The organism is Xanthomonas bonasiae, from assembly GCF_017163705.1.
Lineage (GTDB): Bacteria > Pseudomonadota > Gammaproteobacteria > Xanthomonadales > Xanthomonadaceae > Xanthomonas_A > Xanthomonas_A bonasiae.
Map to the genome: position 1 here is coordinate 203,129 of NZ_JAFIWB010000002.1, position 13,531 is coordinate 216,659.

11 protein-coding genes are annotated in these 13,531 nt (G+C 69.7%); 8 read left to right on the forward strand and 3 right to left on the reverse strand.

The window, feature by feature from the left end; all coding sequences use genetic code 11:
- Positions 1–3: 3 nt before the first annotated feature.
- The 8 genes from hrcA (at position 4) to JR064_RS03645 (ending at position 10,412) form a co-directional block, all read left to right on the forward strand.
- Complete coding sequence (hrcA, locus tag JR064_RS03610; RefSeq protein ID WP_179565165.1) at positions 4–1,062, forward strand: heat-inducible transcriptional repressor HrcA; 1,059 nt, start codon at positions 4–6, stop codon at positions 1,060–1,062.
- 175 nt (positions 1,063–1,237) lie between these two features.
- Positions 1,238–1,759 carry a nucleotide exchange factor GrpE gene (grpE, locus tag JR064_RS03615; protein WP_179565163.1) on the forward strand — a complete coding sequence of 174 codons (522 nt, stop codon included), beginning with the start codon at positions 1,238–1,240 and terminating at the stop codon, positions 1,757–1,759.
- Between the two features lie 149 nt (positions 1,760–1,908).
- Entirely contained in the window at positions 1,909–3,828 is a 1,920-nt protein-coding gene (gene dnaK, locus JR064_RS03620) for a molecular chaperone DnaK (RefSeq protein ID WP_206228837.1), read from the forward strand.
- 150 nt (positions 3,829–3,978) lie between these two features.
- Positions 3,979–5,118: a molecular chaperone DnaJ gene (gene dnaJ / locus JR064_RS03625; RefSeq protein ID WP_206228838.1), complete on the forward strand. Its 1,140-nt coding sequence runs from the start codon at positions 3,979–3,981 to the stop codon at positions 5,116–5,118.
- Positions 5,119–5,511: 393 nt separating this feature from the next.
- The gene (locus JR064_RS03630) at positions 5,512–7,632 is read left to right on the forward strand and encodes a PA5441 family protein (RefSeq protein WP_206228839.1); all 2,121 of its coding nucleotides are present in this window, start codon (positions 5,512–5,514) and stop codon (positions 7,630–7,632) included.
- Entirely contained in the window at positions 7,629–8,348 is a 720-nt protein-coding gene (locus JR064_RS23290) for a DUF3142 domain-containing protein (RefSeq protein ID WP_206228840.1), read from the forward strand. Before JR064_RS03630 ends, JR064_RS23290 begins: the two co-directional genes overlap by 4 nt.
- Before the next feature lie 46 nt (positions 8,349–8,394).
- On the forward strand, positions 8,395–9,303 hold the full coding sequence (pdxY, locus tag JR064_RS03640) for a pyridoxal kinase (protein ID WP_179565155.1): 909 nt from the start codon (positions 8,395–8,397) through the stop codon (positions 9,301–9,303).
- Positions 9,300–10,412 (forward strand): prephenate dehydrogenase, encoded by a 1,113-nt coding sequence (locus JR064_RS03645; RefSeq protein WP_179565153.1) that lies wholly within the window; start codon positions 9,300–9,302, stop codon positions 10,410–10,412. Before pdxY ends, JR064_RS03645 begins: the two co-directional genes overlap by 4 nt.
- A 363-nt stretch (positions 10,413–10,775) precedes the next feature.
- Here the strand turns inward: JR064_RS03645 and JR064_RS03650 are convergent, their stop codons facing one another.
- The 3 genes from JR064_RS03650 to JR064_RS03660 all read right to left on the reverse strand — a co-directional run bounded on the left by JR064_RS03650 (position 10,776) and on the right by JR064_RS03660 (position 13,470).
- A complete protein-coding gene (locus tag JR064_RS03650; RefSeq protein WP_179565151.1) occupies positions 10,776–10,988 on the reverse strand; it encodes a hypothetical protein in 213 nt (70 codons plus the stop codon).
- Positions 10,989–11,113: 125 nt separating this feature from the next.
- Entirely contained in the window at positions 11,114–12,880 is a 1,767-nt protein-coding gene (locus JR064_RS03655) for an ABC transporter transmembrane domain-containing protein (RefSeq protein WP_206228841.1), read from the reverse strand.
- Positions 12,877–13,470 carry an IMPACT family protein gene (locus JR064_RS03660; protein WP_191824056.1) on the reverse strand — a complete coding sequence of 198 codons (594 nt, stop codon included), beginning with the start codon at positions 13,468–13,470 and terminating at the stop codon, positions 12,877–12,879. The genes JR064_RS03655 and JR064_RS03660 overlap by 4 nt, the downstream gene beginning before the upstream one ends.
- Positions 13,471–13,531: the final 61 nt, after the last annotated feature.

Genomic DNA, 13,531 nt, shown 5'->3' on the forward strand with positions numbered 1-13,531 from the left:
TGCATGCGCGCCTCCCCGGTCCACTCCTCGCTCGACCCACGCGCCCGGCAGCTGTTGCGCACGCTGATCTCGCGCTATATCCGCGACGGCGAACCGGTCGGCTCGCAGACCCTGGCCCGCCACGCCGGGCTGGACGTGAGTCCGGCGACGATCCGCAACATCCTCGCCGACCTGGAGGACGCCGGCCTGCTCAGCTCGCCGCACACCTCGGCCGGGCGCATTCCCACCGCCACCGGCTACCGGGTGTTCGTCGACAGCCTGGTGCAGATGCGCCCGCCGGGCGAGGGCGAGGTGGCGCGGCTGCGCGCGGAGATGAGCAATGCCGCCGGCACGCAGGCGCTGCTCGGCAGCGCCTCGGAGCTGCTGTCGGCGATGACCCACTTCGTCGGCGTGGTCAGCGCGCCCAAGCGCGAGCAGTTCGCGTTCCGGCACATCGACTTCGTGCCGCTGGACGCGCGCCGGGTGCTGGCGATCCTGGTGTTCGCCGACAACGAGGTGCAGAACCGGGTCATCGAACCGCGCAAGGCCTACGAACCGGCCGAGCTGGAACGGGTGGCCAATTACCTGAACGCGCATTTCGCCGGGCGTGCGCTGGCCGACATCCGCGCCAGCCTGGTGCGCGACCTGCGCCACGCGCGCGACGAGATGGAGCTGCTGCTGGCGCACAGCGTGGAGCTGGCCGAGCAGGCGCTGGCCCCGGCCGGCGACGACATGGTGCTGGCCGGGCAGACCAAGCTGATGGGGGTGCAGGACCTGTCGGACCTGGAGCGGCTGCGCGAGCTGTTCGAGATCTTCGCCAGCAAGCGCGAGATCCTGCAGCTGCTGGAGCGCACCATCCGTGCGCCGGGGGTGCGCATCTTCATCGGCGAGGAAACCGGGGTGGTGCCGCTGGAGAGCGTGTCGCTGGTCACCGCGCCGTACATGGCCGGCGGCCAGGTGCTGGGCGTGCTGGGGGTGATCGGCCCCAAGCGCATGGACTACGACCGGGTGATCCCGCTGGTGCAGACCGCCGCCGAAGTCCTGGGCGCGGCCCTGGACCCAACCCCGCCAACAGAGCGCTAGCGCGCAGGGCAATGCGGCCAGCCGGCGGCCGCCCCCCGCGGTTGCCGCCTGCTTTTCCCATTCCCGATTCCCGTCTCCCCATTCCCCCAAATGCAACACAGCATCTTGAATCCGCCCCGCACGCCCACATAGGTGGTCCGGTAGGGCGGGTGCATCTCCCGCCAGGGAACCGGAAATGAACCAAGACCACCCCGAATTCGATTCTGAACACCTGTCCGAGGCGCAGCAGCCGGCGACCGATCCGCTGCAGGCGCAGATCGAGACGCTGCGCACCGAGCTGGCGCTGCTCAAGGCCGACGTGCTGCGCGAGCGCGCCGACCTGGAAAACCAGCGCAAGCGCATCGCCCGCGACGTCGAGCAGGCGCGCAAGTTCGCCAACGAGCGCCTGCTCGGCGACCTGCTGCCGGTGTTCGACAGCCTGGACGCCGGCCTGAGCGCCGCCGGCAGCGAACCCAGCCCGCTGCGCGACGGCCTGGAGCTGACCTACAAGCAGCTGCTCAAGGTCGCCGCCGACAACGGCCTGACCCTGCTCGACCCGACCGGGCAGCCGTTCAACCCGGAGCACCACCAGGCGATCAGCCAGGCCGAGGCCGACGGCGTCGCCCCCGGCCATGTGATCCAGGTGTTCCAGAAGGGCTACCTGCTCAACGAGCGCCTGCTGCGGCCGGCGCTCGTGGTGGTCGCCAAGCACGATTGACGCGTGGCGCCGGCGGTGCGCGCCTGAATCGGGCGCGGCCGCGGCAGAACGCTAATTTGCGGTGATGGCTTGAATGACCTGCGGCCATCCCTATATCCGAACCAGACCCCGGCAGCGGCCGGACACCAGAAATTTTCAGGAGTCATCCAATGGGCAAGATCATCGGCATCGACCTGGGCACGACCAACTCGTGCGTGGCGATCATGGACGGCGGCAAGGCCCGCGTCATCGAAAATTCCGAGGGCGACCGTACCACGCCCTCGATCGTCGCCTACACCAAGGACGGCGAAGTGCTGGTGGGCGCCTCGGCCAAGCGCCAGGCGGTCACCAATCCGAAGAACACCTTCTACGCGGTGAAGCGCCTGATCGGCCGCAAGTTCACCGACGCCGAAGTGCAGAAGGACATCGGCCTGGTGCCGTACGGCATCGTCCAGCACGATAACGGCGACGCCTGGGTGGCCACTGCCGACGGCCGCAAGCTGGCCTCGCAGGAAATCTCCGCCCAAGTGCTGGAGAAGATGAAGAAGACCGCCGAGGCGTTCCTGGGCGAGACCGTCACCGAGGCGGTCATCACCGTGCCGGCGTACTTCAACGACAGCCAGCGCCAGGCGACCAAGGACGCCGGCCGCATCGCCGGCCTGGACGTCAAGCGCATCATCAACGAGCCGACCGCCGCGGCGCTGGCCTACGGCCTGGACAAGGGCCAGGGCGGCGATCGCAAGATCGCGGTGTACGACCTGGGCGGCGGCACCTTCGACGTGTCGATCATCGAGATCGCCAACGTCGACGGCGAGAAGCAGTTCGAAGTGCTGGCCACCAACGGCGACACCTTCCTGGGCGGCGAAGACTTCGACAAGCGCGTCATCGACTACCTGGTCGAGGAATTCAACAAGGACCAGGGCATCGACCTGCGCAAGGATCCGCTGGCGCTGCAGCGCCTGAAGGATGCGGCCGAGCGCGCCAAGATCGAGCTGTCGTCCTCGCAGCAGACCGAAGTCAACCTGCCGTACGTCACCGCCGACGCGTCGGGCCCGAAGCACCTCAACATCAAGCTGACCCGGGCCAAGCTCGAGGCGCTGGTCGAGGACCTGGTCAAGCGCACCATCGAGCCGTGCCGCACCGCGCTCAACGACGCCGGCCTGCGCGCCAGCGACGTGACCGAGGTGATCCTGGTCGGCGGCCAGACCCGCATGCCGAAGGTGCAGCAGGCGGTGGCCGAGTTCTTCGGCAAGGATCCGCGCAAGGACGTCAACCCGGACGAAGCCGTGGCGCTGGGCGCGGCGATCCAGGGCGGCGTGCTGGCCGGCGACGTCAAGGACGTGCTGCTGCTCGACGTGACCCCGCTGAGCCTGGGCATCGAGACCCTGGGCGGCGTGTTCACCAAGATCATCGAGAAGAACACCACGATCCCGACCAAGGCCTCGCAGACCTTCTCCACTGCCGAGGACAACCAGTCCGCGGTGACGGTGCACGTGCTGCAGGGCGAGCGCGAGCAGGCCCGCTACAACAAGTCGCTGGCCAAGTTCGACCTGTCCGGCATCGAGCCGGCGCCGCGCGGCCTGCCGCAGGTGGAGGTGTCCTTCGACATCGACGCCAACGGCATCCTGCACGTGTCGGCCAAGGACAAGAAGACCAACAAGGAACAGAAGGTCGAGATCAAGGCCGGCTCCGGCCTGTCGGACGACGAGATCCAGCGGATGGTCGCCGACGCGGAAGCCAACCGCGAGGAAGACAAGAAGTTCCATGAGCTGGTGCAGGCGCGCAACCAGGCCGACGGCCTGATCCACGCCACCCGCAGCGCGATCACCGAGCACGGCAGCAAGGTCGGCGGCGACGTGATCGGCAAGGTCGAGTCGGCCCTGGCGGACCTGGAAACGGCGATGAAGGGCGACGACAAGGGCCAGATCGAGGCCAAGACCAAGGTGCTGGAAGAAGCCGGGCAGTCGCTGTACGCGGCGGCGGCCGCCGGCGAGCAGCCGGGCGCTGCGCCGGGCGGCGCGCAGGCCGCGGCCGGCGACGACGTGGTCGACGCCGAGTTCACCGAGGTCAAGGACGACAAGAAGGCGTGATCCAGGCTTAGGGAATCGGTTCTCGAAGGAGCGGTGCTCAGGCTCCGCTCCTTCGCCGTTTTAAGGTTCCCGGTTCCATCGCCGCTATGACTATCGCTACAGGATGCCCGTTTTGAACCATTCCCCATTCCCCATCGCCCATTCCCAGCCATGAGCAAACGCGACTACTACGAAGTGCTGGGCGTGGCCCGTACCGCCAACGACGACGAGCTGAAGAAGGCCTATCGCCGTTGCGCGATGAAGTTCCACCCCGACCGCAATCCTGGCGACCACGCCGCCGAGGCGGCGTTCAAGGAGTGCAAGGAGGCCTACGAGGTCCTGTCCGACGGCAACAAGCGGCGCATGTACGACGCGCACGGCCATGCCGCGTTCGAGCACGGCATGGGCGGCATGGGCGGCATGGGCGGTGCTGGCGGCCCGGACATGGGCGACATCTTCGGCGACATCTTCGGCAACATCTTCGGGGGCGCCGGCGGCGGTGGCGGCCGCGCGGCGCGGCGCGGCGCCGACATCGGCTACGTGCTGGAACTGGATCTGGAAGAGGCGGTGGCCGGGATCGAGCGGCGCATCGAGATTCCGACCCTGGGCGAATGCGAACACTGCCACGGCAGCGGCTCGGAAGACGGCAAGGTGGAGACCTGCACGACCTGCCAGGGGCGCGGCCAGGTGCGGATCCAGCGCGGCATCTTCGCGATGCAGCAGAGCTGCCCGCATTGCGCCGGGCGCGGCCAGATCGTGCAGAACCCGTGCGGTACCTGTCACGGCGCCGGTCGCGTCGAGGAAACCAAGGTGCTGTCGGTGAAGATTCCGCCCGGCGTGGACAACGGCGACCGCATCCGCCTGTCCGGCGAAGGTGAGGCCGGTCCGGCCGGCACCCCGCCTGGCGATCTGTATGTGGAAGTGCGGGTGCGCGAGCATGCGATCTTCCAGCGCGACGGCGACGACCTGCACTGCGAAGTGCCGATCCGCATCTCTCAGGCCGCGCTCGGCGACACCGTGCGCGTGGCCACGCTGGGCGGCGAGGCCGAGATCCGCATTCCGGCCGAGACCCAGACCGGCAAGCTGTTCCGCTTGCGCGGCAAGGGCGTGCGTTCGGTGCGCAGCCGCAGCGAGGGCGACCTGTACTGCCGCGTGGTGGTGGAAACCCCGGTCAATCTCACCGCCGACCAGCGCAAGCTGCTGGAGCAGTTCGAATCCACCTTCACCGGCGAGGACGCGCGCAAGCATTCGCCGAAGTCGGCCACCTTCATCGACGGGGTGAAGGGGTTCTGGGACCGGATGACGTCGTAGAGCCGGGATTGGGGATTCGGGATTGGGGATTCGCAACGGCGGGTCCCTAGCGGCGGTCGCGAGTGCGTGGACCGATGGAAGAGGCACGTGCAGGGCGAGAGCCCGGTACGTGCCTTTTTCAGTTTTCTGGATTGCGATCGATTGCGTGCGAATCGAATGCCGGTTTCGGGAGGGATCGCCGCGGTGCTGCTGTCACCAATCCCCAATCCCGCATCCCAATCCCAGCCCTTGAACTACGGCAATGCACGGAAGGGGGTCTGGGACCGGATGACTTCCTGATCCTTCCGCGCGGGCTGCGTCGGCACTATGCCCACGCGGCCGCGCTGGCGGCGCATCGCTAGCGTGCGCCGTCTGCGCCGCGTCACCCTGCGTGGCGCAGTCCGGCATGCGAACATGCCGCTACGCCGATCGCGGCGCATCTGGAGTGCAGGGTTCGCCATGGACATCGGCCGTTCCGTTGTTGCCCGCCTTGCCGCGCTGCTGCTGTGCGCTTGCCTTGCGGCACCCGCGCTCGCCAGTTCCGATGCCGGTTGCGACTCCAGCCTGCTGCTGGATTTCGGCGACTACAGCGGATGCCAGAACACCGTGGCGCTGGCGCCGGGCAGCGACACCCGGGTCAATCTGCTGCTGTTGATGCGCGATGGCGCCGCGCCGGCGGTGGCGCCTGCCAGCCCGCTCGAACCGGCGTTCACCTGGGAGGCGGCGGTGCAGGCGCTGCAACCGCCGGCGACCGATCAGGTCGCTGCTGCCGACGGGATGCTCGACGGCGAGGCGAACCGCTGCAACAGCAATGCGCGCGGCGGCAGCGAGTTCAACGAGGCGCTGAACGCGAACGCGCGCGTGCCGGCGGCGGAAAAAGCGCGCTTGGTCCAGGCGCGGCCGGCGCAGTGCCCGGACCAGCAAATCGCTGCGCCCGACGGCGTGTCGTCGGCCGCAGGCAGGGAATTCGCGCAGTACCTGCAGGCCGCCAGCGCGTTCTATGCCGGCGCCTTCGACGCGTCCGCGCAGGGCTTCGATACGCTGGCAAAGGCGGCCGACCCCTGGCTCCGGGAGACGGCGCGCTACATGCTGGGGCGGGTCGCGCTCAACGCGGCGCAGGTCGATGGTTTCGACGAATACGGCGTGCAGCGCGATCCACCGCAGTTCGACCAGGCCGCGTTGGCGCGCGCCGAGCGGGGGTTCGCCGCGTACCTGCACGACTATCCGCAAGGACGCTACGCCGTATCTGCACGCGGATTGCTGCGGCGGGTGTACTGGCTCGGTGGCGACACGCCGAAGCTGGCCGCCGAATACGAACGCTTGCTGCGCCTGCCCGCGGCGCAGCGCGGCCTGTCGGACCAGGAGCTGGCCCAGGAAATCGACAACAAGCTGCTGGCCAACGCCGCTCCCGCGGCGCTGACCACGCCGCTGCTGCTGGCCGTGGCCGATCTCAAGGCGATGCGCTCGGGCGATGGCAGCGATGGCCACGGACTGTCGCCGGCCGCGCTGGAGGCGCAACGGCCGCGCTTTGCCGGCGAGCCGGACCTGTTCGCGCTGCTGCTGTCCAGCTACCAGTACTACGTGGCGCGGTCGCCGGCGCAGGCGCTGCGCCTGCTGGATGCCGGCAAGGGGCCGGCCAAGCGCGGCAGCGTGGCCTTCGCCGCCGCCATGCTCAAGGGCTTGGCGCTGGAGGACACCGGGGCGCCGGACCTGGCGGCCTACTGGCGGCGCCTGCTGGACAGTGCCGAGCCGGCGCTGCAGCAACCGCTGGTGCAGCTGGCGCTGGCGCGGCGCCTGGAGCGCGACCGTGCGCTCGACCAGGCGTTCGCCGCGGATTCTCCGATCGTCAACCAAGCCATCCGCGACCAGTTGCTGATCTACGCCGCCGGTGCCGACCTGCTGCGGCGTCGCGCGACGGCGACGGACGTGCCGGCGCACGAGCGCGAACTGGCCGCCTTCGTGTTGCTGTACAAGGAACTGTCGCGCGGCCAGGCCAAGGCCTTCCTGCAGGATCGCGTGCTGCTTGCCGACGTGCCGCACGACACCAGCGATCCCCGGCCCGGTCCTTACTGGTTGCCCCAGTCGTCGCCGCCGCTGGCGGTGTTCTCCGGCCCGTTCGAGCAGGGCGAGGATGCGTGTCCGGCGATCGAGGCGGTGGCAAAGACCTTGGCGTCTGCCCCCGCCGACGCCCATGCGCAGTTGTGCGTGGCCGAGTTCGTCCGGGTCATGAACTGGGATCACTTGCCGATCAACCTGCCACCGTCGGCCACCGAGCTCGGCGGAGCGCCGTCGCAGTTTCCCGGTCCCGCATATTTCCGTTTGCCGGTCTACCAGCGCGTCATCGATGCCGCGGATGTGCCTGCCAACGACAAGGCGTATGCGCTGTATCGCGCCATCAACTGCTACGCGCCCAGCGGGAACAACGGTTGCGGCGGCAAGGACGTGCCGGTGAGCGAGCGCAAGCGTTGGTTCCAGCGCCTGAAACGGGAGTTTCCGTCAACGGCCTGGGCGCAGGACCTGAAGTACTACTGGTGAGCGGCGCCATGCCCGGGCGCTGCGCCGTGCTGTTGGCGCTGTGCATGTCGATGGGCGCGGCGATCGCCGCACCGGTGGATGCGCGCCGCTACGATGCGTTTTGGCTCTGGGCCGGGGTGCGGCCGCAGCCGGTGCTGGCCAACGCGCGCCGCGTGTACCTGCTGCAGGCCGAGGTGCCGCTGGACGCCGGCGCGCCGGCACGACTGGTGGCGCAACGCGCCGCGCTGCCGCAGCTGCGCCACTGCCAGGTGTGGATGGTGTTGCGGGTGGAACGCATCGACTGGACGCCGGCATTGTTCGAGGCGGTCCTGGTGCAGCTGCAGCGCTGGCATGCGGCCGGCAACGACGTGGTCGGCCTGCAGATCGATTTCGATGCCCGTACCCGCCACCTCGCGCAGTACGTGGCGTTCCTGCGCACGCTGCGTGCGCGCTTGCCGGCCGGCTACCAACTCGGCATCACCGGCCTGCTGGACTGGAGCGTCAACGGCCGCGCCGAGGCGCTGGCCGGATTGCGCGGCGTGGTCGACGAGGTGGTGCTGCAGATCTACCAGGGACGCGCGGTGATCCCCGACTATCCGGTCTATGTCGCCCGGCTCGGCAGGCTGCGGGTGCCGTTCCGCATCGGCCTGCTGCAGGATGGCGACTGGCAGCCGCCGCAGGGCCTGCAGGACAATCCGTGGTTCCGCGGCTACGTGGTGTTCCTGCGCAACCGCTGAGCGGTGCCGGTACGCCGCCGTCGCTGCCGCGGCCTAGAATGTGCGGATGAACGCATCCACTGCCAGCCATCTCGTCCACGGCCGTCGCCAGCGTCCGGATGGACCGTCGCCGATCGACGTGATCTCGGTACAGTCGCAATTGGTCTACGGCCACGCCGGCAACAGCGCGGCGGTGCCGCCGTTGCGCGCGCTGGGCCTGCGCGTGGCCGAAGTCCCCACGACCTTGCTCAGCAACGCGCCGTTCTACGACACCTTGCGCGGCAAGGTGCTGCCGTCGGACTGGTTCGCCGATCTGCTGCTCGGCGCCAGCGAGCGCGGCTTGCCGCAGCGTGCGCGCATGGTGGTGTCCGGCTATTTCGGCAGCGTCGGCAACGGCACTGCGTTCGCCGACTGGCTCGACGCCACGCTGCCGCAGTGCCCGTCGCTGCGCTACTGCCTGGATCCGGTGATCGGCGATACGCATACCGGACCCTATGTCGAGCCGGGCTTGGAAGCGGTGTTCGCCGAACGCCTGTTGCCGCATGCGTGGCTGGTCACGCCGAATGCGTTCGAACTCGGCCGCCTGACCGGCCTGCCGGCGCTGGCGCAGGACGATGCCATCGCCGCAGCGCGCGTGCTGCTGGCGCGCGGGCCGCAGTGGGTGTTGGCGCACAGCGTCAGCGGCGACGCAGGCCAGCTGGTGACCCTGGCGGTGAGCCGCGAGGCGGTCTACCGCTGGTGCTCGCCGCTATTGCCGGTGGACGTGGCCGGCACCGGCGACGTGCTGATGGCGCTGCTGGTCGCGTTCCTGCTGCGCGGCGACGCGTTCGAGCTGGCGATCGGCCGCGCCGTCGCCGGCGTGCATGCGGCGCTGGAAGCGACCCTGGCCAGCGGCTACGAGGAACTGGATGTGCTCGCCGCCGCGCCCGCGGCGCTGGCCACGCCCCTGCGCTTCGCCGCCGAGCGCCTGGCGTGAGCCTGCGCCCGGTCGTCGGCATCGTCGGCAGCGCCGGCGCCTATGGCCGCTGGCTGAGCCGGTTCTTCCGCGAGCGCATGCAGCTGGAGGTGGTCGGCCACGATCCGGCCGACCCGCAGTCGCTGGATCCCGATGCCGTGCTGCAGCGCGCGCAGGTGCTGATCTTCTCCGCGCCGATCCGGCACACGCCGGCGCTGATCGGCGACTACGTGCGCCGCGCCGCCGGGCGCGAACGCGAGCAACTGTGGCTGGACGTGACCTCGGTCAAGCGCGAGCCGGTGGCGGCGATGCTGGCGTCGCAGGCGGAAGTGGCCGGGCTGCATCCGATGACCGCGCCGCCGAAGTCGCCCACGCTCAAGGGCCGCGTGCTGGTGGTGTGCGAAGCGCGGTTGGCGCGTTGGAGCGAGTGGCTGCAACAGCTGTGCACGGCGCTGGAAGCCGAATGCGTGCGCAGCACGCCCGATCACCACGACCAGGTGATGGCGCTGGTGCAGGCGATGGTGCACGCCAGCCACCTGGCCCAGGCCGGCGTGTTGCGCACGCACGCGCCGACGCTGGGGCCGCTGGAGGCATTGATGCCATACCGTTCGGCCTCGTTCGAACTGGATACCGCGATCATCGCGCGCATCCTGGCGTTGAATCCGGCGATCTACGAAGACATCCAGTTCGGCAATCCGCATGTCGGCGGCGTGCTCGATGGCTTGATCGCGCAACTGTCGCGGCTGCGCGACCAGGTGAGCCGTGGCGACGATGCGGCGCGTGCGCAATTCCGCGCCGATTTCCTCGACGCCAATCGCCAGGCGCTGGGCGCGGCGGCGATCGCGCACGGCAACTACAGCTACGAACGCGTCGGCTATCTGCTCGCGGACCTGACCGAGCAATTGACGCTCAGCGTCTACCTGCCCGAAGACCGCGCCGGCTCGCTGCGAAGCTTGCTGTACGTGTTCGAGCGCCACGGCGTCAGCCTGGCCTCGATCCATTCCTCGCGCACGCCGGCCGGCGAACTGCATTTCCGCATCGGCTTCGACCCGGCCACCGTGGCGACGGCATTGGACGCCGCGGCGGCGGAGATCGACGCCAGCGGCATCGGCCGGGTGTTGCCGCGCTAGTCCGGCGCAGACGGCCACCCTGTAGGAGCGGCTTCAGCCGCGACAGGCAGTGCCGATCAAGCGATGGGGTGTGGTCGGTGGGCAGCATGTTGCGCATGCATGTGCGTGGCCAGATAGTCACGGTCGCGGCTGAAGCCGCTCCTACAAGGGGTAGAGAGAACACCCTGTAGCTGCAGCCGCACTTCATCCACAGGCGGTGTGGATGGAATGCGCGCAAACATGTGGATAAGTGTCTGCGCGCCTTGCTGGGCGGGCGTGTCAAGAGGCTTGGTCAATAATTGACCACTGGCCCGTCGCGCGTGCCGCGCACGAGGCGGACAGATCGCACTGCCGCTCGTCGTCGCTACGCGGCAGCGCGCGCGCTCACACCGCGGTCAGGGTCAGTTCGCCGCCGGTGGTGGTGAACTGCTGGCCGCGGCGGATCAGTTTGCGCCCGTCGGCCAGTTCGTAGCGCAGCGCCGGCGTGGACGGCGCGTCGTGCTGCGCCTGCTGCTGATGCTGGACTTCGTCCTGGAACTCGGTGATCAGATAGGCCTCGCCGTCGGGGCCGAGGGCGGGCAGTTGGCGAAAGGACATGGCTTGTCTCCTGAAGGCGATTCGTCGAACCGGATTGCGCCGGAAAACGCTGCCGGCGCCTTGCGCCGCCGCCGTTGCGTGGGGCGCAGCGGGACCGTAGTCCCGCCGGTGTTAGCACGGCGTGCTCAGTCGATGAATTGCAGCCGTGCCAGTTCCGCGTACAGGCCGCCCTGCGCCAACAGCTCGGCATGGGTGCCCTGGGCGACGATGCGGCCGTGGTCCATCACCACGATGCGGTCGGCCTTGAGCACCGTTGCCAGGCGGTGCGCGATGACCAAGGTGGTGCGCCCGGCCATCAGGCGTTCCAGCGCCTGCTGCACGGCATGTTCGCTCTGCGCGTCGAGCGCGCTGGTGGCTTCGTCCAGCAGCAGGATCGGCGCGTCCTTGAGCAGGGCGCGGGCGATGGCGATGCGCTGCTGCTGGCCGCCGGACAGGCGCGCGCCGCGCTCGCCCAGTTCGCTGGCGTAGCCGTCCGGCAACTGGCGGATGAAGGTGTCGGCTTCGGCGGCGCGCGCCGCGGCCTCGACCTCGGCGTCGCTGGCCGCGAGCCGGCCGTAGCGGATGTTGTCGGCGGCGCTGGCCGCGAACAGGGTCGGGTGCTGCGGCACCAGGCCGATGCCTTCGCGCAGCTGCGCCGGATCCAGTTCGCGCAGGTCGGCGCCGTCCACCCGCACCGTGCCCGATTGCGGATCGTGGAAGCGCAGCAGCAGCGACAGCACGGTGCTCTTGCCGGCGCCGGAGGGACCAACCAGGGCCACGCTCTCGCCGGGCCGCACGTGCAGGTCGAAGCCGTCCAGCGCCGGATGGTCGGGGCGTTGCGGGTAGCGGAACACCACGTTGTCGAAGCGCACTTCGCCGCGCAGCGGCTGCGGCAGCGCCCGCGGCTGCGCCGGCGCCAGCACCTCGGGGCGTTCGGCGAACAGTTCGGCGATGCGGCCCATGCCGCCGGCCGCGCGCTGCAGGTCGTTCCAGACTTCGGCCAGCGAAGCCACCGAGCCGCCGCCGAACATCGCGTACAGCACGAACTGGCCGAGCGCGCCGGCGCTCAGTTCGCCGGCCGCCACTTCGTGCGCGCCGGACCACAGCACCAGCACGATCGCACCGAACACCAGCACGATCGCCACCGCGGTGATCAGCGCCTGCGCGCGCACCCGGCGGCGCGCCACGTCCACCGACAGCGCAAGCGCCTGGCCGAAGCGGCCGCGCTCGTAGGGTTCGCGCGCATGCGCCTGCACCGTGCGCACCGCGCCCAGGGTTTCGGCGGCCAGCGTGTTGGCGTCGGCGACGCGATCCTGGCTGGCGCGCGAGATCTTCTGCAGGCGGCGCGCGCCGAGCACGATCGGCAACACCGCCAGCGGGATGCCTAGCAGCGCGTAGGCGGCCAGGTGCGGGCTGGTCACGAACAGCATCACGATGCTGCCGATCGCCGTGACCGTGCTGCGCAGCGCCACCGACATGGTGCTGCCGATCACCCCGCGCAGCAGTTCGCTGTCGGCCGACAGCCGCGACACCAGCTCGCCGCTGCGGTTGCGGTCGTGGAAGCCGGCGTGCAGGCCGATCAGGTGCGCATACAGGCGCCCACGCAGGTCGGCGACGACCTTCTCGCCCAGCAGCGACACGAAGTAGAAGCGCAGCGCGGTGGCGATCGCCAGCACCACCGACACCGCGAACAGCAGCGCGAAGGACTGGTTGATCCTGCTGCCGTCGCTGAAACCGTGATCGATCATCTGCCGGACCGCCACCGGCAGGCTCAGCGTCGCGCTGGAGGACACCGCCAGCGCCAGCAGCCAGGCGCCGAACAGGCCGCGCTGGCGCTGCACGAACGGCCACAGGGTGCGCAGGCTGCCGAGTTTGCGCAGCGACTTGGCCTGGTCGGCCGACGGATCGTTCATGCGGGGGAGGTTTCCGAACAGCGGACCCTGTTCCGAGTGGCGTCGCGCAGCCGCGTTTTCAAGGCGTCCACGCGATCGCTGGGCAGGCGCAGGTGCAGTTCGGCGCCGTCGGCGTCGAAGCGTTCATCGAGTTTTTCGGCGGCGCAGGCGCTCAGCGCCGCGTGCACCGCGCCCAGATCGTCGAAGCCGCAGTGCAGGGTGATCAGGCTCAAGGCCAGCAGCGGCTGCCGCGGCGCCAGGCGCAGGCACTCGGCGGCGGTGCCGCCGTAGGCGCGGACCAGGCCGCCGGCACCGAGCTTGATGCCGCCGTACCAGCGCGTGACCACCACCACCACGCGGTCGAAGCCCTGGCCGTCGATCGCCGCCAGGATCGGGCGGCCGGCGGTGCCGGCCGGTTCGCCGTCGTCGCTGGAGCGGTAGTCGTCGCCGTGGCGGTAGGCCCAGCAGTTGTGGGTGGCATCGGCCACCGCGACCCGCTGCACGAACGCCAGCGCCGCGCCGGCGTCGGCGATCGGCGCCGCCTGTGCCACAAAGCGGCTGTGCTTGATGTCCACGCTGTGGCTGACGAGGTGGGGAAGCGTATCGGGCATCGGCGCCATTCTAGACGAGGCGCCGTGGTCAGCTGCGGTTGACTGCGGTTCGGCGGCAACG

Excerpts from the sequence above, each read along its gene's own strand:
- pdxY (WP_179565155.1), top strand. The coding sequence starts at position 8,395 with ATGAACGCATCCACTGCCAGCCATCTCGTCCACGGCCGTCGCCAGCGT.
- JR064_RS03630 (WP_206228839.1), top strand. The coding sequence starts at position 5,512 with ATGCCGCTACGCCGATCGCGGCGCATCTGGAGTGCAGGGTTCGCCATG.
- JR064_RS03650 (WP_179565151.1), bottom strand. The coding sequence starts at position 10,988 with ATGTCCTTTCGCCAACTGCCCGCCCTCGGCCCCGACGGCGAGGCCTAT.
- hrcA (WP_179565165.1), top strand. The coding sequence starts at position 4 with ATGCGCGCCTCCCCGGTCCACTCCTCGCTCGACCCACGCGCCCGGCAG.
- grpE (WP_179565163.1), top strand. The coding sequence starts at position 1,238 with ATGAACCAAGACCACCCCGAATTCGATTCTGAACACCTGTCCGAGGCG.
- dnaK (WP_206228837.1), top strand. The coding sequence starts at position 1,909 with ATGGGCAAGATCATCGGCATCGACCTGGGCACGACCAACTCGTGCGTG.
- JR064_RS03660 (WP_191824056.1), bottom strand. The coding sequence starts at position 13,470 with ATGCCCGATACGCTTCCCCACCTCGTCAGCCACAGCGTGGACATCAAG.
- JR064_RS03655 (WP_206228841.1), bottom strand. The coding sequence starts at position 12,880 with ATGAACGATCCGTCGGCCGACCAGGCCAAGTCGCTGCGCAAACTCGGC.
- dnaJ (WP_206228838.1), top strand. The coding sequence starts at position 3,979 with ATGAGCAAACGCGACTACTACGAAGTGCTGGGCGTGGCCCGTACCGCC.